Raw genomic sequence first — 17,097 nt, forward strand, 5'->3', positions numbered from 1 at the left:
GCGGAATGGACCCCTCAGGCGGAGGTTCGGGGCCGCTGGGCGCGGGCGGAGGCGTACAGGCAGACCGCGGCGGCCGTCGCGAGGTTGAGGCTCTCGGCCTTGCCGTGGATCGGGACGCGGACGACGGCGTCGGCGAGGGCCCGGGTCTCCTCGGGCAGCCCCCAGGCCTCGTTGCCGAAGATCCAGGCGGTGGGCCCGCCCATGGTGCCGGCGTCCAGCTCGGCGTCGAGGTCGTCCTGACCGGCCCCGTCGGCGGCGAGGATCCGTACGCCCGCGCTCTTCAGACCGGCGACGGCCTGCTCGACGGGGACACCGACGGCGACCGGCAGGTGGAAGAGCGAACCGACGGAGGCCCGGACGGACTTGGGGTTGTACAGGTCGACGGAGGCGTCGGTGAGGACGACCGCGTCGGCGCCGGCCGCGTCGGCGCAGCGGAGCACCGTGCCGGCGTTCCCGGGATCGCGTACGTGGGCGAGGACGGCGACCAGCTTGGGGCGGGCCGCGACGATCTCCTCGAACGGCGAGTCGAGGAACCGGCAGACACCGACGAGCCCCTGCGGGGTGACGGTCTGGGAGACCTCGGCGAGAACCGCGTCGGAGGCGTGGTGGACGCGGGCCCCGGCGGCGAGGGCGGCGTCGATGATGACGCTGTAGCGCTCGGCCGCCTCCACGGTGGTGAAGAGCTCGACGAGCGTGGGCTCTCCGGTGGAGCCGCGGTGCTCGACGGCCTCGCGGACGGCCTGCGGGCCCTCGGCGATGAAGAGGCGGTCCTTGCCCCGGAAGTTGCGCTTGGCGAGCCGCCGGGCGGCGACGACGCGCGGGGAACGCGGGGAGATCAGCTCGGGGGTGACCATGAGGTGCGGCGGTTCTCTCTTCGGTGCCGGGTGGCTTCGGGGTCCGGGGCTTCGGGTCCGGGGCTTCTCGTCGGGCCCGGTCGCGTGACCTTCGGTGCCCGGCTCCCGGGACCGGGGCGGTGGCGCGGCGGCGCCGGGGGCGGTGACGCGGCGGGCCTGCGCGGCCCACCTCCACCGAACACCCTTCAGGGGGCGGACGCACCCGGACCCGCAGACGCGTGCGCGCCTGCGGGTCCGGGCAGAGGTCCTGCGGCCTGGAAGATCAGGCGGCGGCCTTCGGGGCGTTGACGTCGGCCGGGAGGGCCTTCTGCGCGACCTCGACCAGCGCGGCGAACGCGTTGATGTCGTTGACGGCCAGCTCGGCGAGGATCTTGCGGTCCACCTCGATGTTGGCGGCCTTCAGACCCTGGATGAGGCGGTTGTACGTCATGCCGTTCTGGCGGGCAGCGGCGTTAATGCGCTGGATCCACAGCTGACGGAAGTCGCCCTTGCGCTTCTTGCGGTCGTTGTAGTTGTAGACCAGCGAGTGGGTGACCTGCTCCTTGGCCTTGCGGTACAGGCGCGAACGCTGACCGCGGTAGCCGGAGGCCGCCTCGAGGATCGCCCGGCGCTTCTTGTGGGCGTTGACTGCCCGCTTGACGCGTGCCACTTGTTAACTCCTTGTAGCGGGGTCGCGGTGGTCCTCACACGACCCGAAAAACGGATGGTTCCCGGTCTTGGCCGGAAGCTCTCGTCGCCGAGAGCGGGAGATCAGACTCAGATGCCCAGCATCTTCTTGATCTTGGCGGCGTCACCCGGGGCCATCTCGGCGTTGCCGGTGAGGCGACGCGTCAGCTTGGACGACTTGTGCTCGAGCAGGTGGCGCTTGCCGGCGCGCTCGCGCAGGATCTTGCCGGTGCCGGTGACCTTGAAGCGCTTCTTGGCACCGGAGTGCGTCTTGTTCTTCGGCATCGCGCCGTATCTCCTCGTCAGTGGCGCTCCCCACCGGTGCGGGCACCGGAGATCCGGGAGCGTCAATTCTTCGTTTGGTGGTTCCGGGCGGGGCCCGGGGCTGCCTGGTGGGCAGCCCCGCGGGTCACGCCTCGGGGGTCTCGGCCGGGGCTTCCGCCTCGGCCTCGACGACCGGAGCCTCAGCGGCCTCGGTCGCGGCGGCCGGAGCCTCGGACGTCTCCTCGGAGGTGACGCCCTGGCGCTCGGCCTTGCGTGCGGCCTGGGCCTCACGCGCCTCGGCCATGGCCTCGGTCTTCTTCTTGTGCGGGCCGAGAACCATGATCATGTTCCGGCCGTCCTGCTTCGGGTTGGACTCGATGAAGCCAAGCTCCTCGACGTCCGACGCCAGCCGCTGCAGCAGCCGGAAACCAAGCTCGGGACGGGACTGCTCACGACCACGGAACATGATCGTGATCTTGACCTTGTCACCCTGCTTGAGGAACCGGACGACGTGACCCTTCTTGGTGTCGTAGTCGTGCGGGTCGATCTTCGGCCGGAGCTTCATCTCCTTGATGACCGTGTGCGCCTGGTTCTTGCGCGCCTCACGGGCCTTCATGGCCGACTCGTACTTGAACTTCCCGTAGTCCATGAGCTTGCACACGGGCGGACGGGCGTTCGCCGCGACCTCGACCAGGTCGAGGTCGTACTCCTGTGCGAGCTCCAGGGCCTTGGCAAGCGGAACAATCCCGACCTGCTCGCCGCTGGGTCCGACAAGTCGCACCTCGGGAACGCGAATCCTGTCGTTGATGCGGGGCTCGGCGCTGATGGATCCTCCTCGGTAGCACCACGCGACCGCCTGGCGGACGGACGCGCATGTTTTCTGGTGAGACCAACCGAGCCGGTACATGAAAAATGCCCCGGACGGGACACAGGCGGGGCTCCACAGAAATACCGGAGCACCGCCGCGTTCAACCGCGGGGCGCACATCGGGCGGCTCCATCGTCCGTACGGAACGATGGGCGCCACCTGACCGGTGACCCGCCACCCGCGAGGGTGGTCAGGTGGGAGTACGGAGCCTCCACTTGTGGGCCGGGCACACAGGTGTCCGGCCGGTCGTTACACAAGGTTAGCAGGACCCGGCGGTCTCCGCTAACCGAGGACCGGCATATCGTATGAGGCATGAGCGAGACGCCCCAGAACGAGTCCGCGGACTCCCCCGACTCCCCCGACTTCGACGCCATGACCCGCGACATCGCGGAGGTCCCCGCGGTCGAGGTGATCGTGACCGTCGCCGTCAACCTGATGAGCGCCGCCGCGGTGAAGCTCGGGCTCACCGAGGAGGGCGACAAGTACAAGGACCTCGACGAGGCCCGCAAGCTGGTGCACGCGCTCGCGGGCCTGCTCGACGCCGGCGCGACGGAGGTCTCGTCCTTCCACGCGGCTCCGCTGCGGGACGGCCTGAAGTCCCTCCAGCTCGCCTTCCGCGAGGCGTCCCTGATCCCGGACGAGCCGGGCCAGGGACCGGGCGAGAAGTACACGGGTCCGGTGTACGGCTAGGACCTGCCCGTACGTCCTAGTTCTTCACGTAGAAGGGCTCGCCCGGAGGCGTGGCCGAGGCCGGCAGGAGTGCCAGGTCGAGGCCCCGCACCAGGCGGGCCCTCAGTGTCTCGTCCGCGGCCAGGGCCCGGGCCACGCGCTGGGCGGCCTCCGCGGGGGAGCCGTCCTCGGCGAGGACCAGGGCGAGGGTGCCGTCGGCGGCGCCGGGTCCCAGGTGGGCGCGGAGCACCGCGGGCTCGGCGGCGACGGCGGCCCGCACCGCTTCCCGTACGGCGGGGTCGTCGAGCGGGTCGGCGCTGGCGCGGCCCTCGGCGAGGGCGAGCAGGGCGGGGCCGGTCAGCTGGTACGGCACCGGGCCCGCGAGGTCGAGGACGAGCGTGTCGGCCTTCTCGTGCGCGGCCGCCTGGAGCGCCTGGTGGAGCGGGACGGCGACGGGCCGGGCCTCCGGGTCCCAGAGGGCGAGCGAGGCGATCGAGGTGAAGGCGGGCAGCGCCCGCCGGTCACCGGCCGTGAGGGTGGGGACCGCCATGTCGCTGGTCTTCTCGCGGCGCAGGCCGTTCTCGTCGGTCTCGACCTCGCCGAGGACGGCGACGACGGGGACGAGCAGCCGGGCCTCGCGCAGTGCGTCGAGGACGGGGCCGTGGGCGGTTCTGTCCTCCGCCCAGGCCGCGAGGGCCGCGGCGAGCCGCGGGTCGGCGGTGCCGTCGTCGTCGGAGAAACCGGGGTCCGGGATGTTCTTGAGCGCCACGCACCGAGCCTAACCGCCGCGCGGGGGCGGTCGGTCCGGTGGGTCCGGCACGGCTGGTGGGTCCGGTGGGTTCGGCGCGGGCCGCGAGTCTGGTGGGCCTGTGCGTCCCGGCGGGGCAGGTGCGTCCGTTGGGGTCCGCGCGGCCCGTGCGTCCTGGCGGGGCCGGTGGGGACCGTGGTTCCTAGCGGGGCCGGTGGGCGCGGCGGAGGATCACGGCGGTGAGGAGGAGCAGGGCGCCGAGGCCGCCGGTGAGCGGGGCGAGCAGGCCGATGGGGCGGCTCTCCTCCGGGGCGGCGAGCGGTCCGGGGCCGAAGTAGCGGCCCCGGTAGCCGGCGGCCGCGGTCTTGAGGTCGCCGCCCTTGATCTTCGCGCCGGCCTCGATCGCGGCGGCCGGGTCGACCGTTCCGTACCCCTTGGCGTCGCTGCGGCCGCCCTCGGGGCGGCTGCGGGCGGTGTCGATGAGGAGCCGCTTGACCTGGGCCGGGGTGAGGTCGGGGTGCGCGGAGCGGACGAGGGCGACGGCTCCGGAGGCGAACGCGGCGGCCGCGCTGGTGCCCCAGCCCTCGTAGTAGCGGCGGTCGGGGTCGGCGATGGCGATGTCGACACCGGGGGCGCTGACGGTGGCGTACCAGCGGCGGGTGGAGAAGGAGGCGTGGGTGCCGTAGCGGTCGACCGCGGTCACGGCGATGACGCCGGGGTAGGCGGCGGGGTACGAGATGTGGTCGCCCTTCTCGCCGCCGTTGCCGGCGGAGGCGACGACGGACACGCCCTTCGCGAGGGCGTACTGGACGGCCGCGTCCTCGCCGGCGTCCGGGTGGGCGGACTTGGAGTCGTCGCCCAGGGACATGTTGATGACGTCGGCGCCGTGGTCGGCGGCCCATCGGATGCCTTCGGCGAGCGCGGTGCCACGGGTCTTGCGGGCCTTGTCCCGGGACGTGTCGGTGCCTTCGAGGATGACCCGGACGGGCAGGATCCTGGCGTCGGGGGCGATGCCGAGGACGCCGTCGCCGCCGTCGGGGCCGTGGCCGTGCCCGGCGATGATCCCGGCCATGGCGGTGCCGTGCCGGGCCCAGGCGCGGTCGCCCCGGGAGGCGCCGAAGCCGATGAGGTCGCGGCCGGCGAGGACCGAACCCTCGAGGTCGGGGTGCTGGTCGTCGACGCCGGTGTCGAGGACCGCGACGGTGATGCCCTCGCCCTTGGTGGTCTGCCAGGCCTCCGTGGTGTGGAGGGCCTGGAGGCCCCACTGCCGGGCCCGGATGGTGTCTGCGTACGCGGGCGTGGTGGTGGCGGGGAGGACGGCGAAGGCGGTGGCGAGGACGACGGCCGCGGGGGTACGGAGGCGGGTCACCGGGCGTCCTTCTCCTTGTCCTTCTTCGGCGGGGCGACGGCCGTCCGCAGCAGCTGCTCGAAGCGGAGGGTGATGTTCTTGGCCTCGTGGCCGAGGCCGGACTGCGCGGTCGCGTCGGTGCGGCCCGCGGTCATGGCGCGGTCGGCGGGCTGCGGGGCGTCGACGGCACGGCCGTCGGCGAAGCCGGAGACGGCGGTGACGACGACGGGGAGGTCGGTGGGGGCGTTCAGCCACCAGCCGGCCCGCTGCTTCGCGCCGAAGCGGGCGGCGACGGTGCCGGGGCCGGGGAGCGCCGGGGGGACGTCCTGGCCGAGGCGGGTGGTGAGGCCCTGGCCGAGGGTGCGCTGCGTGGTGGCGTCGGCGCGGGTGAAGACGAGGCCCACGGTGATCACGCTGCTGGCGGTGGCGTCGGTGTACGTGGCGCGCAGGACGCGCTCGCAGCCGAGCGGCTGGAGGGTGGCGAGGAGGCCCTTGGCCAGGACGGCCGGCGAGCAGGCGGCGTCCGGGGCGACGACGATCCGGGTCCAGGTACGGGCGGCACCGCCGGGGCCCGCGCCGGGTCCCGCGAGGGTGCGGGGGAAGAGGCTGTCGACGGGCGCGTTGTGCCAGAGGTCCTTGGCCTGGGTGTACCCGGCGGGCTCCGCGGGCTCCCCGGGCTGGGCGGCGGCCAGCCACATGCCGGTGAGGGCCCCGCCGATGAGCCCGATCCCGAGCACGGCGCAGACGCCGACGGCGATGGCCCGCCCGGTGCGCCGCTCCCGCACCGGCCGGAGCCGCGTGGTGGTCTCGGAGGGAGTCTCGGGCGGCAGGGCCGCGGGGGCGGCCCGGTGGGCACCGTGGCCGTGGAGGTGGCCGAACGGGGTGGTGTGGGGCCGTGCGTGGTGGGGCCCGGCGGCGTGACCGGGGGCGAGGCCCGTGTGCGTCGCGGGAGCGGCCGGGGCGGGGGCCGCGGCGGCGGGCGCGGGGTGCGTCGGGCGGGGCGTCGGCCGGGCGGGGGCCGGTGCGGGCTGCCGGGCGAGCGCCGGTGCCGGTCCGGTCGGTGCGGGATGCCGGGCGAGCGCCGGTGCCGGTCCGGTCGGTGCGGGCTGCCGGGCGGCGGGGGGACCCGCGGCGGGGCGCGGGAGGGTGGCGGGCGCGGGCCGGGAAGGGGCCGGGGGCGCGGGCTGCCAGGGGGCGCCGGGCGCCGGAGCCGAGGGCCCGGACGCCGGCCGGCCCGGAACTGCCGTCGCGGGCCCGCCGGAGGAGGCGGGGGCGGCCGGGGCCGAGGGCGCGGTCGCCGGCCGGGGCGAGCCGCCGGTCCCGACCGGGGCCGCCGGGGCGGAGGCCACGGCGGAGTCCGGGGAGACCCGGGGAGCCGACGCGTGGGAGGACTCGGCGGGAGGAGTCGGGGGGCGGGATGGCACGACGGGGGAAGCCGCCGGGCGGGACGGCGCGGCCGGAGCGGTCGTCGGACGGGGCGGTGTCCCGGGCATCGAACTCACGGAACTCCCAGGGCTCACGGAGCCCTCAGGACCCTCCGGACCCGCAGAGGTCGCGCGACCCGCCAGCGGAGGCAGCGGTTGCGAGGCCGCGGGAGGGGCTGCCGGACCGGACGTCGCCGATGCGGGGCCGTCCCCTGGGGCCGTACGGCCAGGCGTGCTTGCCGGGGCCGCGGGGCCGGGCGCGGGCCGAGCCGGAGCCTCGGGCGCCCGGGTCGTCGGGCCGGACTCCGGCCGCGCCACGGGCACCGGGACCGCACGTGGCGGAGCCGTGGGAGCGGCCGTGGGGCGGACCGGGGTTCCGGCCGCCGGGGCCGTGGGCGCTGCCGACGGGCGAGGGGCGGTGCCGGCGGGCCTCGGCAGGGTCGCCGGGGCCGCCGCGGCCACCGGTGCGCCTCCCGGAGCCGGCGGCGCTTCCCCCGGCCTGATCGGTCGCAGCCGCGTCGTCGTCTCCGTCTCGGACGGGGCCGGGTCCGGTCGGAGGAGGGCGTCCGTGATGCGGGAGGTCGTGCCGGGGCGCTGTTCGCCGGTCATCCCCGTTCCCCCGCTCGTGTCGACAATGCCCGTCACTCTACGGGCTGTTCCCCCTGGTACGGGAACTCAGGGGCTACCCACCCGTAAACCTGTCTGGCAAGCTCGGGCCATGACTCCCCGTGCCGCCGACCGGGCCCGTTACGACCGGGCCACCGCTCATCTCGACGCGCCCGTGGCGATCGTCGATCTGGAGGCCTTCGACGCCAACGCGGACGACCTCGTGCGACGGGCCGCAGGCAAGCCCGTCCGGGTCGCGAGCAAGTCCGTGCGGTGCCGGGCGCTCCTGGAGCGGGTGCTGGCGCGGGAGGGCTTCGCCGGGATCATGTCGTTCACGCTCGACGAGTCGCTGTGGCTGGCCCGTGCCGGGTTCGAGGACGTGCTCCTCGCCTATCCGTCGGCGGACCGCGCGGGCTTCGGTGAGCTGGCCCGCGATCCGAAGCTGGCCGCCGCCGTGACCGTGATGGTCGACGACGTGGCGCAGCTGGATCTGATCGACGCCTCCCGCGCGGGCGGGACGGAGGAGGTCCGGGTCTGTCTGGAGCTGGACACGGCGCTCCGCCTCCTCGGCGGCCGGATCCGCGTCGGTGCCCTCCGCTCCCCGCTGCGCGAGCCCGCGCAACTCGCTGAGCTGGCCCGTTCGGTGGTGCGGCGTCCCGGGTTCCGGCTGGTCGGGATCATGGCGTACGAGGGGCATGTCGCGGGTGTCGGGGACTCGCTCGCGGGTCGGCCGCTGCGGTCGCGGGCGATCCGGCTCATGCAGGCGGCGGCCCGCAGGGAGCTGGCCGAGCGCAGGGCGGCCGTGGTGCGTGCGGTCCGGGCCGTGGCGCCGGACCTGGAGTTCGTGAACGGCGGCGGCACCGGCAGCGTGCAGCACACGGCCGCCGAGGAGGCGGTGACGGAGATCGCCGCGGGTTCGGGGCTCTTCGTGCCGCGGCTCTTCGACAACTACACCTCGTTCAGCGGGCGGCCCGCGGCGCTCTTCGCGCAGCCCGTCGTCCGTCGGCCGGGGGTCGGGGTGGTGACCGTCCTCGGGGGCGGCTATCCGGCGTCCGGCGCCGCCGGGCCCGACCGGCTGCCCGTGCCGTACCTCCCGGAGGGCCTCGCGTACGACCCCCAGGAGGGTCCGGGAGAGGTGCAGACCCCGCTGGTCGGCTCGCCCGCCGACGATCTCCGGATCGGCGACAAGGTGTGGTTCCGGCACGCGAAGGCGGGCGAGCTGTGTGAGCGGTTCGCGAGTCTGCAGCTGATCGAGGGCGACCGGGTCACCGCCACCGTCCCCACGTACCGGGGCGAGGGCCGGACCTTCCTCTAGGACCTCAGAACACCTTGTCCGGCTGGTCCGGGATCACGCTTCCGTCGGACCGTCGGACCGGCTCCGGCGTGCCGTCGCCCGCCGTGTAGCCGGTGGTCGCGCAGGGGTACGGGGCGGCCTTCCGCTGCTTGGGCTCGATGAACATGGGGTTGACGATCCAGCGGCCGTCGCCGTTCTCGTACGCCCGGCACATGAGTTCGTTCTTGTTGCGGTTGAGGACCAGCCGCAGGCCGGTGGCGTCCCTCAGGAACGACACGTCGGTGTCGGAGTCGCCCGCGGCGAACACCTGGCGCCGTGCGGCCGGCTGCACCCGCTCGGCGGCGGGGCCGCGGACCCCGAAGATCTCCTGGTTGATCCAGCAGCGCTTGCCGTCGATGTAGGTGATCATCGTGTCCTCGCCGTCCCGTACCGTTCCGCAGCCCTTGAGGTGGGCGGTGAGCCGGCCTCCCTCGGTGGTGTTGCGGATGCCGAGGGCGTGGGAGGGGTCGACACCGGCGCCCTTCGCCCAGACGTCGACGACGGGTTCGGGCGAGGCGGAGACGATCCACACGTCGAAGCCCGCCTCCTTGAGCGTGCGGATCAGGTCGCGCTGCTGCGGGTAGTAGCGGACCCAGCCGGTGACCTGGGAGGTGCCGACGCGCTGGGTGGCGCCCTGGGGGGCGGCGAGGTTCTCGGCGCGGGCGGCGGCGGCGAAGGACTCGACCTGGCGGGTGGTCCAGCCGCGCAGGAGCTGGGCGAGCCAGGCGTACTGGGGCTCCATGCGGCGGCGGTCGTGGCCGGCGAAGGCGGTCTTCCCCGCCGTGGTGGTGCCGGAGGCGTAGACGGAGAGGAGTTCGTCGGCGCAGCGGGTGTCGGTGGACGTGGGCAGGACGCGTCCGCCGGTGGGACAGGCCTCGCCGAGGGCGGTGGCCGCCGCCGGGGTGAGGTGGCGGCTGGTGGTGGACCAGTCGCCGTCCCTGGGCGGGCGTACGCGGTCGTTCCGGAGGAGCCAGTGGAAGGTGGCGTCGCCGACGTCGTTCTTGATGACGGTGTTGTCCCAGTCGAAGACCGCGACGGGCTTCCTGCCCCTGTCGTGGCAGTGCGCGGCCACGAGGGCGTCGATCCGGGCCTTGTTGTCGCCGTGCCAGCCCTCGGAGACCCGCAGGGTAGGGCAGGGCCGGGGCGTGCGGTGGTCCCCGGGCCCGGCCTCGGCGGCGGTGGCGGAGGCGGGGACGAGGCTCGTCGCGGCGAGGGCGAGGGCGGCGGTGACGGCGGACGAACGGAGCCGGGCGCGCTGGTTCATGATCACTCTCCTGTCGGGGCTGCGGCGGACGCCGAACAGCCGGGCGCCTCGCGACGCCCGGCTGCCGGGTGGGGATGTGGGGGTTGTGGGGATGTGGGGGTGTGGCGGCTGTGGGGGGTGTGGCGGCGGTCTAGAGGGGCGTCACGTACGCGCCCGCGATGCCTCCGTCGACCAGGAAGTCGCTGGCGTTGACGAAGGAGGAGTCGTCGCTCGCGAGGAAGGCGACCGCGGCGGCGATCTCCTCGGCCTCGGCGAAGCGGCCGACCGGGATGTGGACCAGGCGGCGCGCGGCGCGCTCGGGGTCCTTGGCGAACAGCTCCTGGAGGAGCGGGGTGTTCACCGGGCCGGGGCACAGGGCGTTGACGCGGATGCCCTCGCGGGCGAACTGCACGCCCAGCTCGCGGGACATGGCGAGCACGCCGCCCTTGGAGGCGGTGTAGGAGATCTGGCTGGTGGCCGCGCCCATGATCGCGACGAAGGAGGCGGTGTTGATGATGGAGCCCTTGCCCTGGCGGCGCATGTACGGCAGGGCGGCCTTGCAGCAGAGGTAGACCGAGGTGAGGTTGACGTCCTGGACGCGCTTCCAGGCTTCGAGGCCGGTCTCCAGGATGGAGTCGTCGTCGGGCGGCGAGATGCCGGCGTTGTTGAAGGCGATGTCGACGGAGCCGTAGGTGTCGAAGGCGGTCCTGAACAGCGCCTCGACCTGCTCGGGGTCGGTGACGTCGACCTTCACGAAGGTTCCGCCGACCTCCTCGGCGGCGGCCTTCCCGGCGGTCTCGTCGATGTCGCCGCAGACGACGTTCGCGCCCTCGGAGGCGAGCCGGCGGGCGGTGGCGAGGCCGATGCCGCTGCCGGCTCCGGTGATGACGGCGGTGCGGCCGACGAGCCGGCGGCAGACGATCTCTTCGGTGCTGGTGCTGGTCATGTGGGCTCAGGCCTCCGTGCTGATGAAGACGTTCTTGGTTTCGGTGAAGGCGGTCAGTGCGTCGGGGCCGAGTTCGCGGCCGAGGCCGGACTGCTGGTAGCCGCCGAACGGGGTCCAGTAGCGGACGCTGGAGTGGGAGTTGACCGAGAGGTTGCCGGCCCGGACGGCGCGGGAGGCGCGCAGGGCGCGGCCGACGTCCCGGGTCCAGATCGAGCCGGACAGGCCGTACTCGGTGGCGTTCGCGAGGCGGATCGCGTCGGCCTCGTCCTCGAAGGGGAGGACGACGGCGACGGGCCCGAAGACCTCCTCGACGGCGCAGGGGGCGTCCTCGGGGAGGCCGGTGAGGACGGTCGGGGGGAACCAGAAGCCGGGCCCCTCGGGCGCCTTGCCGCGGATGCCGGGGAGGTCGTCCGGCACGTAGGAGCGGACCCGGTCGAGCTGGGCGCGGGAGATGAGCGGGCCCATCTGGGTGCGCTCGTCGGCGGGGTCGCCGACGACGATCTCCTCGATCGCGGGGGTGAGCAGCTCCATGAAGCGGTCGTACGCGCTCCGCTGGACGAGGATGCGCGTACGGGCGCAGCAGTCCTGGCCGCTGTTGTCGAGGAACGACATGGGGGCGGCCGCGGCGGCGGCGTCGAGGTCCGCGTCGGCGAAGACGATGTTGGGGCTCTTGCCGCCGAGTTCGAGGGTGACCCGCTTCACCTGGCCGGCGCACTTGGCCATGATCGACTTGCCGACCCGGGTGGAGCCGGTGAAGACGATCTTGGCGACGCCGGGGTGTTCGACGAGGGCGTTGCCCGCGACCGGGCCGGTGCCGGGGAGGACCTGGAAGAGGCCGTCGGGCAGGCCCGCCTCCAGGGCGAGTTCGGCGAGCCGGAGCGCGGTGAGCGGGGTGGTCTCCGCGGGCTTGAGGAGGACGGCGTTGCCGGCGGCGAGGGCGGGTGCGGTGGCCCAGGCGGCGATCGGCATGGGGAAGTTCCAGGGGGCGATGACGCCGACGACACCGAGCGGTTCGAGGATGGTGACGTCCAGACCGCCGGCCACCGGGATCTGGCGGCCGTTGAGGCGCTCCACTCCCCCGGCGGAGAAGTCGAGCAGGTCGCGGACGTTGCCGGCCTCCCAGCGGGCGTTGCCGATGGTGTGGCCGGCCTCGACGACCTCGAGACGGGCCAGTTCCTCGACGTGGTCGTCGACGACCGCGGCGAAGCGGCGGAGGAGCCTGGCCCGGTCGGCGGGCGCGGCGGCGGCCCAGCGGCGCTGGGCGGCGGCGGCCCGTGCGACGGCGGCGTCCACGTCGGCCGGGGTGGCGGCGGGGACGGTGGCGACCGACTCCTCGGTCGCCGGGTTCAGTACCTGGAGCAACTCTTTCCTCTCAGAGGCGGTGCGGCGGCCCGGGGCCTTCAGGGGCCGGAGGGCCTGCGGCGGCCGGAGGGCGTACCGGGGCCGGAAGGCTCACGACGGCCGGAGGCCGTACCGGGGCCGGAACACTGACGGGGGCCGGAGGGCGTACGGGGGTTCAGAGCCGTTCGAAGGAGCGGCGCAGTTCCCAGTCGGTCACCGCGGCGTCGAAGGCGTCGAGTTCGACGCGGGCCATGTTGCGGTAGTGGGCGACGACCTCGTCCCCGAAGGCGGCCTTGGCGATCTCGCTGGTCTCCCAGAGTTCGGCGGCCTCGCGCAGGGTGGTGGGGACGTGCGCGTACTCGGCGGTGTAGGCGTTCCCGGTGCAGGGCTCGGGGAGTTCGAGCCGCTGCTCGATGCCGTGCAGGCCGGCGGCGACCAGGCCGGCGACGGCGAGGTACGGGTTGACGTCGCCGCCCGGGAGGCGGTTCTCGAAGCGGGTGGAGCGGCCGTGGCCGACGACCCGGAGCGAGCAGGTGCGGTTGTCGTGGCCCCAGGCGACGGCGGTGGGCGCGAAGGAGCCGGGCTGGAACCGCTTGTAGGAGTTGATGTTGGGGGCGTAGAGGAGGGAGAAGTCGCGGAGGGCGGCGAGCTGTCCGGCGAGGAAGTGCCGCATGGTCGCGGACATCCCGTGCGGGTCGTCCCCGGCCATCACGTTGGTTCCCTTGGCGTCCTGGAGGGAGAGGTGGATGTGACAGGAGTTGCCCTCGCGCTCGTTGTACTTCGCCATGAAGGTGAGCGAGCAGCCCTCCTGGGCGGCGATCTCCTTGGCGCCCGTCTTGTAGACGGCGTGCCCGTCGCAGGTGGCGAGGGCCTCGTCGTACTTGAAGGCGATCTCGTGCTGGCCGGGGTTGCACTCGCCCTTGGCGGACTCGACGGTGAGTCCGGCGCCGGTCATCTCGTTGCGGATGCGGCGCAGGAGGGGTTCGATGCGTCCGGTGCCCAGGACGGAGTAGTCGATGTTGTACTGGTTGGCGGGGGTGAGGCCGCGGTAGTTCGCGTCCCAGGCCTGCTCGTAGCTGTCCTTGAAGACGATGAACTCGAGCTCGGTGCCGACGTGGGCGGTGAAGCCGTGCTCCGCGAGACGCTCCAGCTGGCGCCGGAGGATCTGGCGGGGCGCCGCGACGACGGGGGTGCCGTCGCCCCACGCGAGGTCCGCCGTCACCATGGCGGTGGCCTCGTTCCAGGGGAGTCGGCGGAGGGTGGTGAGGTCGGGGTGCATCGCGAAGTCGCCGTACCCGCGGTCCCAGGAGGACATCTCGAAGCCGTCGACGGTGTTCATCTCGGTGTCGACGGCCAGGAGGTAGTTGCACCCCTCGGTGCCGTGGCCCAGCACCTCGTCCAGGAAGAACGGGGCGGCGAACCGCTTGCCCTGGAGCCGCCCCTGCATGTCGGGGAAGGCCAGGACGACGGTGTCGATCTCGCCGCTCGCGACGAGGGCACGGAGCTCCTCGACGGTGAGCGGGGGTTTGCGGTCTGCCACGGGATTGCTCCTCCTTCGGCCTGCCGGAAGCCATAAGGTATTGCGGAAGACCATTGCTTGGGAAGTGCTGACGAGAGGGAATCGAGAACGTGGCCAGTACGAGTGAATCGGCGGACCGGCTGACGCCCGTGCTGCGGCCGGTCCGGGCGGGCAACGGCTTCGAGGAGGCCCTGGAGCAGATCCTCCAGGTGGTACGGCTCGGACTCGTGCCCGGCGGGGAGCGGCTGCCCGCCGAGCGGGAGCTCGCCGACCGGATGGGGATCAGCCGGGTGACCCTGCGCGAGGTCCTCAAGGTCCTCCAGGAGCAGGGCCTCGTGGAGAGCCGGCGCGGCCGCTACGGCGGAACGTTCGTGCTCCCCCGCGTCCAGACCGCCGACGAGGACGAGTTGCGCCGCCGGATCGCCACGGTCGACATGGAGGACACCCTGCGCTTCCGCGAGGTCCTGGAGGTCGGGGCCGCCGGGCTCTGCGCGGCCCACGGCCTGGACGCGGCGGGCGCCGAGCGGCTGCGGACGGCCGTGGCGGCCACCCATGACGCCCCGCTGGCCGACTACCGCCGCCAGGACACCCTGCTCCACCTCACCCTGGCCGAGCTCTCCGGCTCACCGACGCTCACCGCGCAGTACGCCGCCGTCCGGGCGACCGTGAACGACCTCCTGGACTGCATCCCGCTGCTCGTCCGCAACCTGGAGCACTCCCAGCACCAGCACACCGCCCTGGTGGAGGCGGTCCTGGACGGGGACGCGGACGCGGCGCGCGAGGTGATGCGGGAGCACTGCTCGGGGACGGCCGCGTTGCTCCGGGGGTTCTTGACATGAGACGGGCGTCCCCGGGTACGTAACCCGAAAGTAACGCACGGGGGTTGCGCTCTCCGGTCGGCACCGCAAAGGTATGGCTCCAATCCATTGGGCCCGTTGCGGGGAGCTGACGCTGCCATGACGCTCGAAGACACCACCGGGAGTGCCGGAGGCACCACCCCACCGCAGGACGACTATCTGGAGCGCCGCGCCCTGCGCCGCGGCAGCGCCGGATGGCTGCTGCTCACCGGGCTCGGCGTCGCCTACGTCGTCTCCGGGGACTTCTCGGGCTGGAACATCGGCCTCTCCAAGGGCGGCTTCGGCGGACTCGCCATCGCCACGGTCCTGATGGGCGCGATGTACGCCTGTCTGGTCTTCGCCCTCGCCGAACTCTCCGCCATCCTGCCCACCGCGGGCGGCGGTTACGGCTTCGCCCGCCGGGCGCTCGGCACCTGGGGCGGGTTCCTCACCGGCACCGCGATCCTCATCGAGTACATCCTGGCGCCCGCCGCGATCTCCATCTTCATCGGCGACTACGTCGAATCCCTCGGCCTGTTCGGCCTGGAGTCCGGCTGGCCCGTCTACCTGGTGTGCTTCGCCCTCTTCATCGGCATCCACCTGTGGGGCGTGGGCGAGGCCCTGCGGTTCAGCCTGATCGTGACGGCGATCGCGGTCGCGGCGCTCGTCGTCTTCGCGCTCGGCGCCCTCACCGACTTCCACGTCGACGGACTGAACGACATCCCGGTCGACGGCGAAGCCTTCGGGGCCAACTCCTGGCTGCCGTTCGGCCTGCTCGGGATCTGGGCGGCGTTCCCCTTCGGCATGTGGTTCTTCCTCGGCGTGGAGGGCGTGCCGCTCGCCGCCGAGGAGGCCAAGGACCCGGTGCGGTCGATGCCGAAGGCACTCGCGATCTCCATGGGCATCCTGGTGCTGCTCGCCGTGATGACCTTCTTCGCCGCGACCGGGGCGCGCGGTGCGGCCGCCGTCCAGGAAGCGGGGAACCCGCTGGTCGTGGCGCTCCAGGGCGACGGGGAGCCGACCGCGCTCAGCCGCTTCGTGAACTACGCGGGCCTGGCCGGCCTGGTCGCCTCCTTCTTCTCCCTCATCTACGCCGGCTCGCGCCAGCTGTTCGCGCTCTCCCGGGCGGGCTACCTGCCCCGCTTCCTCTCCCTCACCAGCCGCCGCAAGTCGCCGTACCTGGGACTCCTCATCCCCGGCGCGATCGGCTTCGCGCTGGCCGCCGGGACCGGGGACGGGGCCCGGATGCTGAACATCGCGGTGTTCGGCGCCACCATCTCGTACGCCCTGATGGCGCTCTCCCACATCGTCCTGCGGCGCCGCGAGCCCGGCCTGCACCGGCCGTACCGCACACCCGGCGGCATCGTGACCTCGTCGGTGGCGTTCGTCCTGGCCCTGTCGGCCCTCGTCGCGACCTTCCTGGTGGACCGGACGGCGGCGTTCATGGCACTCGGGGTGTACGCGATCGCCCTCGCCTACTTCGCGTTCTACAGTCGACACCATCTGGTGGCCAGGGCGCCCGAGGAGGAGTTCGCCGCGCTCGCGGCCGCCGAGGCCGAACTCGCCCGCGACTGACCGCCCGCACCCGATCCCCCGCCCCCCAGCCCGTCTCCCGCTCCCGTACACCGCTCCCCCGGAGGACGTTCCGTGTCCAAGCCGCTCATCGGCGTGACCACCTATCTGGACCAGGCCCGCTGGGGCGTGTGGGACATGCGGGCCGCGCTGCTCCCCGCGCCGTACCCGCGGCTCGTCCAGGAGAGCGGGGGGATCGCGGTGATGCTGCCGCCCGACGCGCCGGAGGCCGCCGCGGCGGTCGTGGCCCGGCTCGACGGGGTGGTGATCGCGGGCGGGGCGGACGTGGAGCCCGTACGGTACGGGGCCGAGCCCGACCCCCGTACCGGCCCGCCCGCCCGGGAGCGGGACGCCTGGGAGCTGGCCCTGATCGGCGCGGCCCTCGCCGCCGGGACCCCGCTGCTCGGCATCTGCCGGGGCATGCAGCTCCTGAACGTGGCGCGCGGCGGGACGCTGGTCCAGCACCTGGACGGGCACGTCGAGGCGGTCGGGGTGATCGGCCGGCACGCGGTGAAGCCGGTGCCGGGGAGCCGGTACGCCGCCCTGGTGCCGGAGCTCACCGAGGTGCCGACCTACCACCACCAGGCCGTGGACCGGCTGGGCGCGGGTCTCGCGGTCTCCGCCCTCGCGGAGGACGGCACGGTGGAGGCGGTCGAGCTGGCCGACCCGGCCTGGGCGCTGGGCGTCCAGTGGCATCCGGAGATGGGCGAGGACCTGCGGGTGATGCGCGGCCTGGTCGAGGCGGCGGGAGCCCGCCGGGACTGAGGGTTGCCGGCGCCCGGTTCCGGGTGGCGGGCGCGCGGTTCCGGTTGGCGGGCGGGCCCGGTTCCCGGTGGCGGGCGCGCCCGCGTCGGCGGCCGA

Annotated in this window: 16 protein-coding genes; 5 read left to right on the plus strand and 11 right to left on the minus strand. The window is 73.7% G+C overall.

The window, feature by feature from the left end; all coding sequences use genetic code 11:
• Window positions 1–14: 14 nt before the first annotated feature.
• The 4 genes from AMK27_RS29645 to infC all read right to left on the minus strand — a co-directional run bounded on the left by AMK27_RS29645 (window position 15) and on the right by infC (window position 2,691).
• Window positions 15–854 carry a TrmH family RNA methyltransferase gene (locus tag AMK27_RS29645; protein WP_073914938.1) on the minus strand — a complete coding sequence of 280 codons (840 nt, stop codon included), beginning with the start codon at window positions 852–854 and terminating at the stop codon, window positions 15–17.
• A gap of 262 nt (window positions 855–1,116) precedes the next feature.
• A complete protein-coding gene (rplT, locus tag AMK27_RS29650; RefSeq protein ID WP_017241732.1) occupies window positions 1,117–1,503 on the minus strand; it encodes a 50S ribosomal protein L20 in 387 nt (128 codons plus the stop codon).
• Window positions 1,504–1,610: 107 nt separating this feature from the next.
• Entirely contained in the window at window positions 1,611–1,805 is a 195-nt protein-coding gene (gene rpmI / locus AMK27_RS29655; protein WP_030316087.1) for a 50S ribosomal protein L35, read from the minus strand.
• A 124-nt stretch (window positions 1,806–1,929) separates the two neighbouring features.
• Window positions 1,930–2,691 carry a translation initiation factor IF-3 gene (gene infC, locus AMK27_RS29660; protein ID WP_073914942.1) on the minus strand — a complete coding sequence of 254 codons (762 nt, stop codon included), beginning with the start codon at window positions 2,689–2,691 and terminating at the stop codon, window positions 1,930–1,932.
• 272 nt (window positions 2,692–2,963) lie between these two features.
• Here infC and AMK27_RS29670 point away from each other — a divergent pair, with 272 nt between their 5' ends.
• Complete coding sequence (locus AMK27_RS29670) at window positions 2,964–3,341, plus strand: DUF1844 domain-containing protein (protein ID WP_024760687.1); 378 nt, start codon at window positions 2,964–2,966, stop codon at window positions 3,339–3,341.
• Between the two features lie 16 nt (window positions 3,342–3,357).
• Here the strand turns inward: AMK27_RS29670 and AMK27_RS29675 are convergent, their stop codons facing one another.
• The 3 genes from AMK27_RS29675 to AMK27_RS44225 form a co-directional block, all read right to left on the minus strand.
• A complete protein-coding gene (locus tag AMK27_RS29675; RefSeq protein WP_073914945.1) occupies window positions 3,358–4,089 on the minus strand; it encodes an SseB family protein in 732 nt (243 codons plus the stop codon).
• Between the two features lie 181 nt (window positions 4,090–4,270).
• Window positions 4,271–5,437 carry a type VII secretion-associated serine protease mycosin gene (mycP, locus tag AMK27_RS29680; RefSeq protein ID WP_073914948.1) on the minus strand — a complete coding sequence of 389 codons (1,167 nt, stop codon included), beginning with the start codon at window positions 5,435–5,437 and terminating at the stop codon, window positions 4,271–4,273.
• Entirely contained in the window at window positions 5,434–6,765 is a 1,332-nt protein-coding gene (locus AMK27_RS44225) for a hypothetical protein (protein WP_274535753.1), read from the minus strand. The genes mycP and AMK27_RS44225 overlap by 4 nt, the downstream gene beginning before the upstream one ends.
• 793 nt (window positions 6,766–7,558) lie before the next feature.
• Here AMK27_RS44225 and AMK27_RS29690 point away from each other — a divergent pair.
• A complete protein-coding gene (locus AMK27_RS29690; protein WP_073914951.1) occupies window positions 7,559–8,761 on the plus strand; it encodes an amino acid deaminase/aldolase in 1,203 nt (400 codons plus the stop codon).
• A gap of 4 nt (window positions 8,762–8,765) precedes the next feature.
• On the opposite strand, the gene AMK27_RS29695 is transcribed toward AMK27_RS29690, so the two are convergent.
• The 4 genes from AMK27_RS29695 to AMK27_RS29710 all read right to left on the minus strand — a co-directional run bounded on the left by AMK27_RS29695 (window position 8,766) and on the right by AMK27_RS29710 (window position 13,849).
• Complete coding sequence (locus tag AMK27_RS29695; protein WP_073914954.1) at window positions 8,766–10,043, minus strand: HAD family hydrolase; 1,278 nt, start codon at window positions 10,041–10,043, stop codon at window positions 8,766–8,768.
• A 130-nt stretch (window positions 10,044–10,173) separates the two neighbouring features.
• Complete coding sequence (locus tag AMK27_RS29700) at window positions 10,174–10,968, minus strand: 3-oxoacyl-ACP reductase (RefSeq protein ID WP_073914957.1); 795 nt, start codon at window positions 10,966–10,968, stop codon at window positions 10,174–10,176.
• 6 nt (window positions 10,969–10,974) lie between these two features.
• Window positions 10,975–12,372, minus strand: a complete 1,398-nt coding sequence (locus AMK27_RS29705) for an aldehyde dehydrogenase family protein (protein WP_073914960.1) — start codon at window positions 12,370–12,372, stop codon at window positions 10,975–10,977.
• 112 nt (window positions 12,373–12,484) lie between these two features.
• The gene (locus AMK27_RS29710) at window positions 12,485–13,849 is read right to left on the minus strand and encodes a glutamine synthetase family protein (RefSeq protein ID WP_073914964.1); all 1,365 of its coding nucleotides are present in this window, start codon (window positions 13,847–13,849) and stop codon (window positions 12,485–12,487) included.
• Between the two features lie 89 nt (window positions 13,850–13,938).
• Between AMK27_RS29710 and AMK27_RS29715 the strand changes: the two genes are divergently transcribed.
• The 3 genes from AMK27_RS29715 to AMK27_RS29725 all read left to right on the plus strand — a co-directional run bounded on the left by AMK27_RS29715 (window position 13,939) and on the right by AMK27_RS29725 (window position 17,001).
• The gene (locus AMK27_RS29715) at window positions 13,939–14,667 is read left to right on the plus strand and encodes a FadR/GntR family transcriptional regulator (protein ID WP_073914967.1); all 729 of its coding nucleotides are present in this window, start codon (window positions 13,939–13,941) and stop codon (window positions 14,665–14,667) included.
• Between the two features lie 117 nt (window positions 14,668–14,784).
• Window positions 14,785–16,239, plus strand: a complete 1,455-nt coding sequence (eat, locus tag AMK27_RS29720) for an ethanolamine permease (protein WP_073914971.1) — start codon at window positions 14,785–14,787, stop codon at window positions 16,237–16,239.
• Window positions 16,240–16,311: 72 nt separating this feature from the next.
• Window positions 16,312–17,001 carry a gamma-glutamyl-gamma-aminobutyrate hydrolase family protein gene (locus AMK27_RS29725; protein ID WP_073914974.1) on the plus strand — a complete coding sequence of 230 codons (690 nt, stop codon included), beginning with the start codon at window positions 16,312–16,314 and terminating at the stop codon, window positions 16,999–17,001.
• The last annotated feature ends 96 nt before the right edge of the window (window positions 17,002–17,097 follow it).

Source organism: Streptomyces sp. CB02009 (assembly GCF_001905825.1).
Lineage (GTDB): Bacteria > Actinomycetota > Actinomycetes > Streptomycetales > Streptomycetaceae > Streptomyces.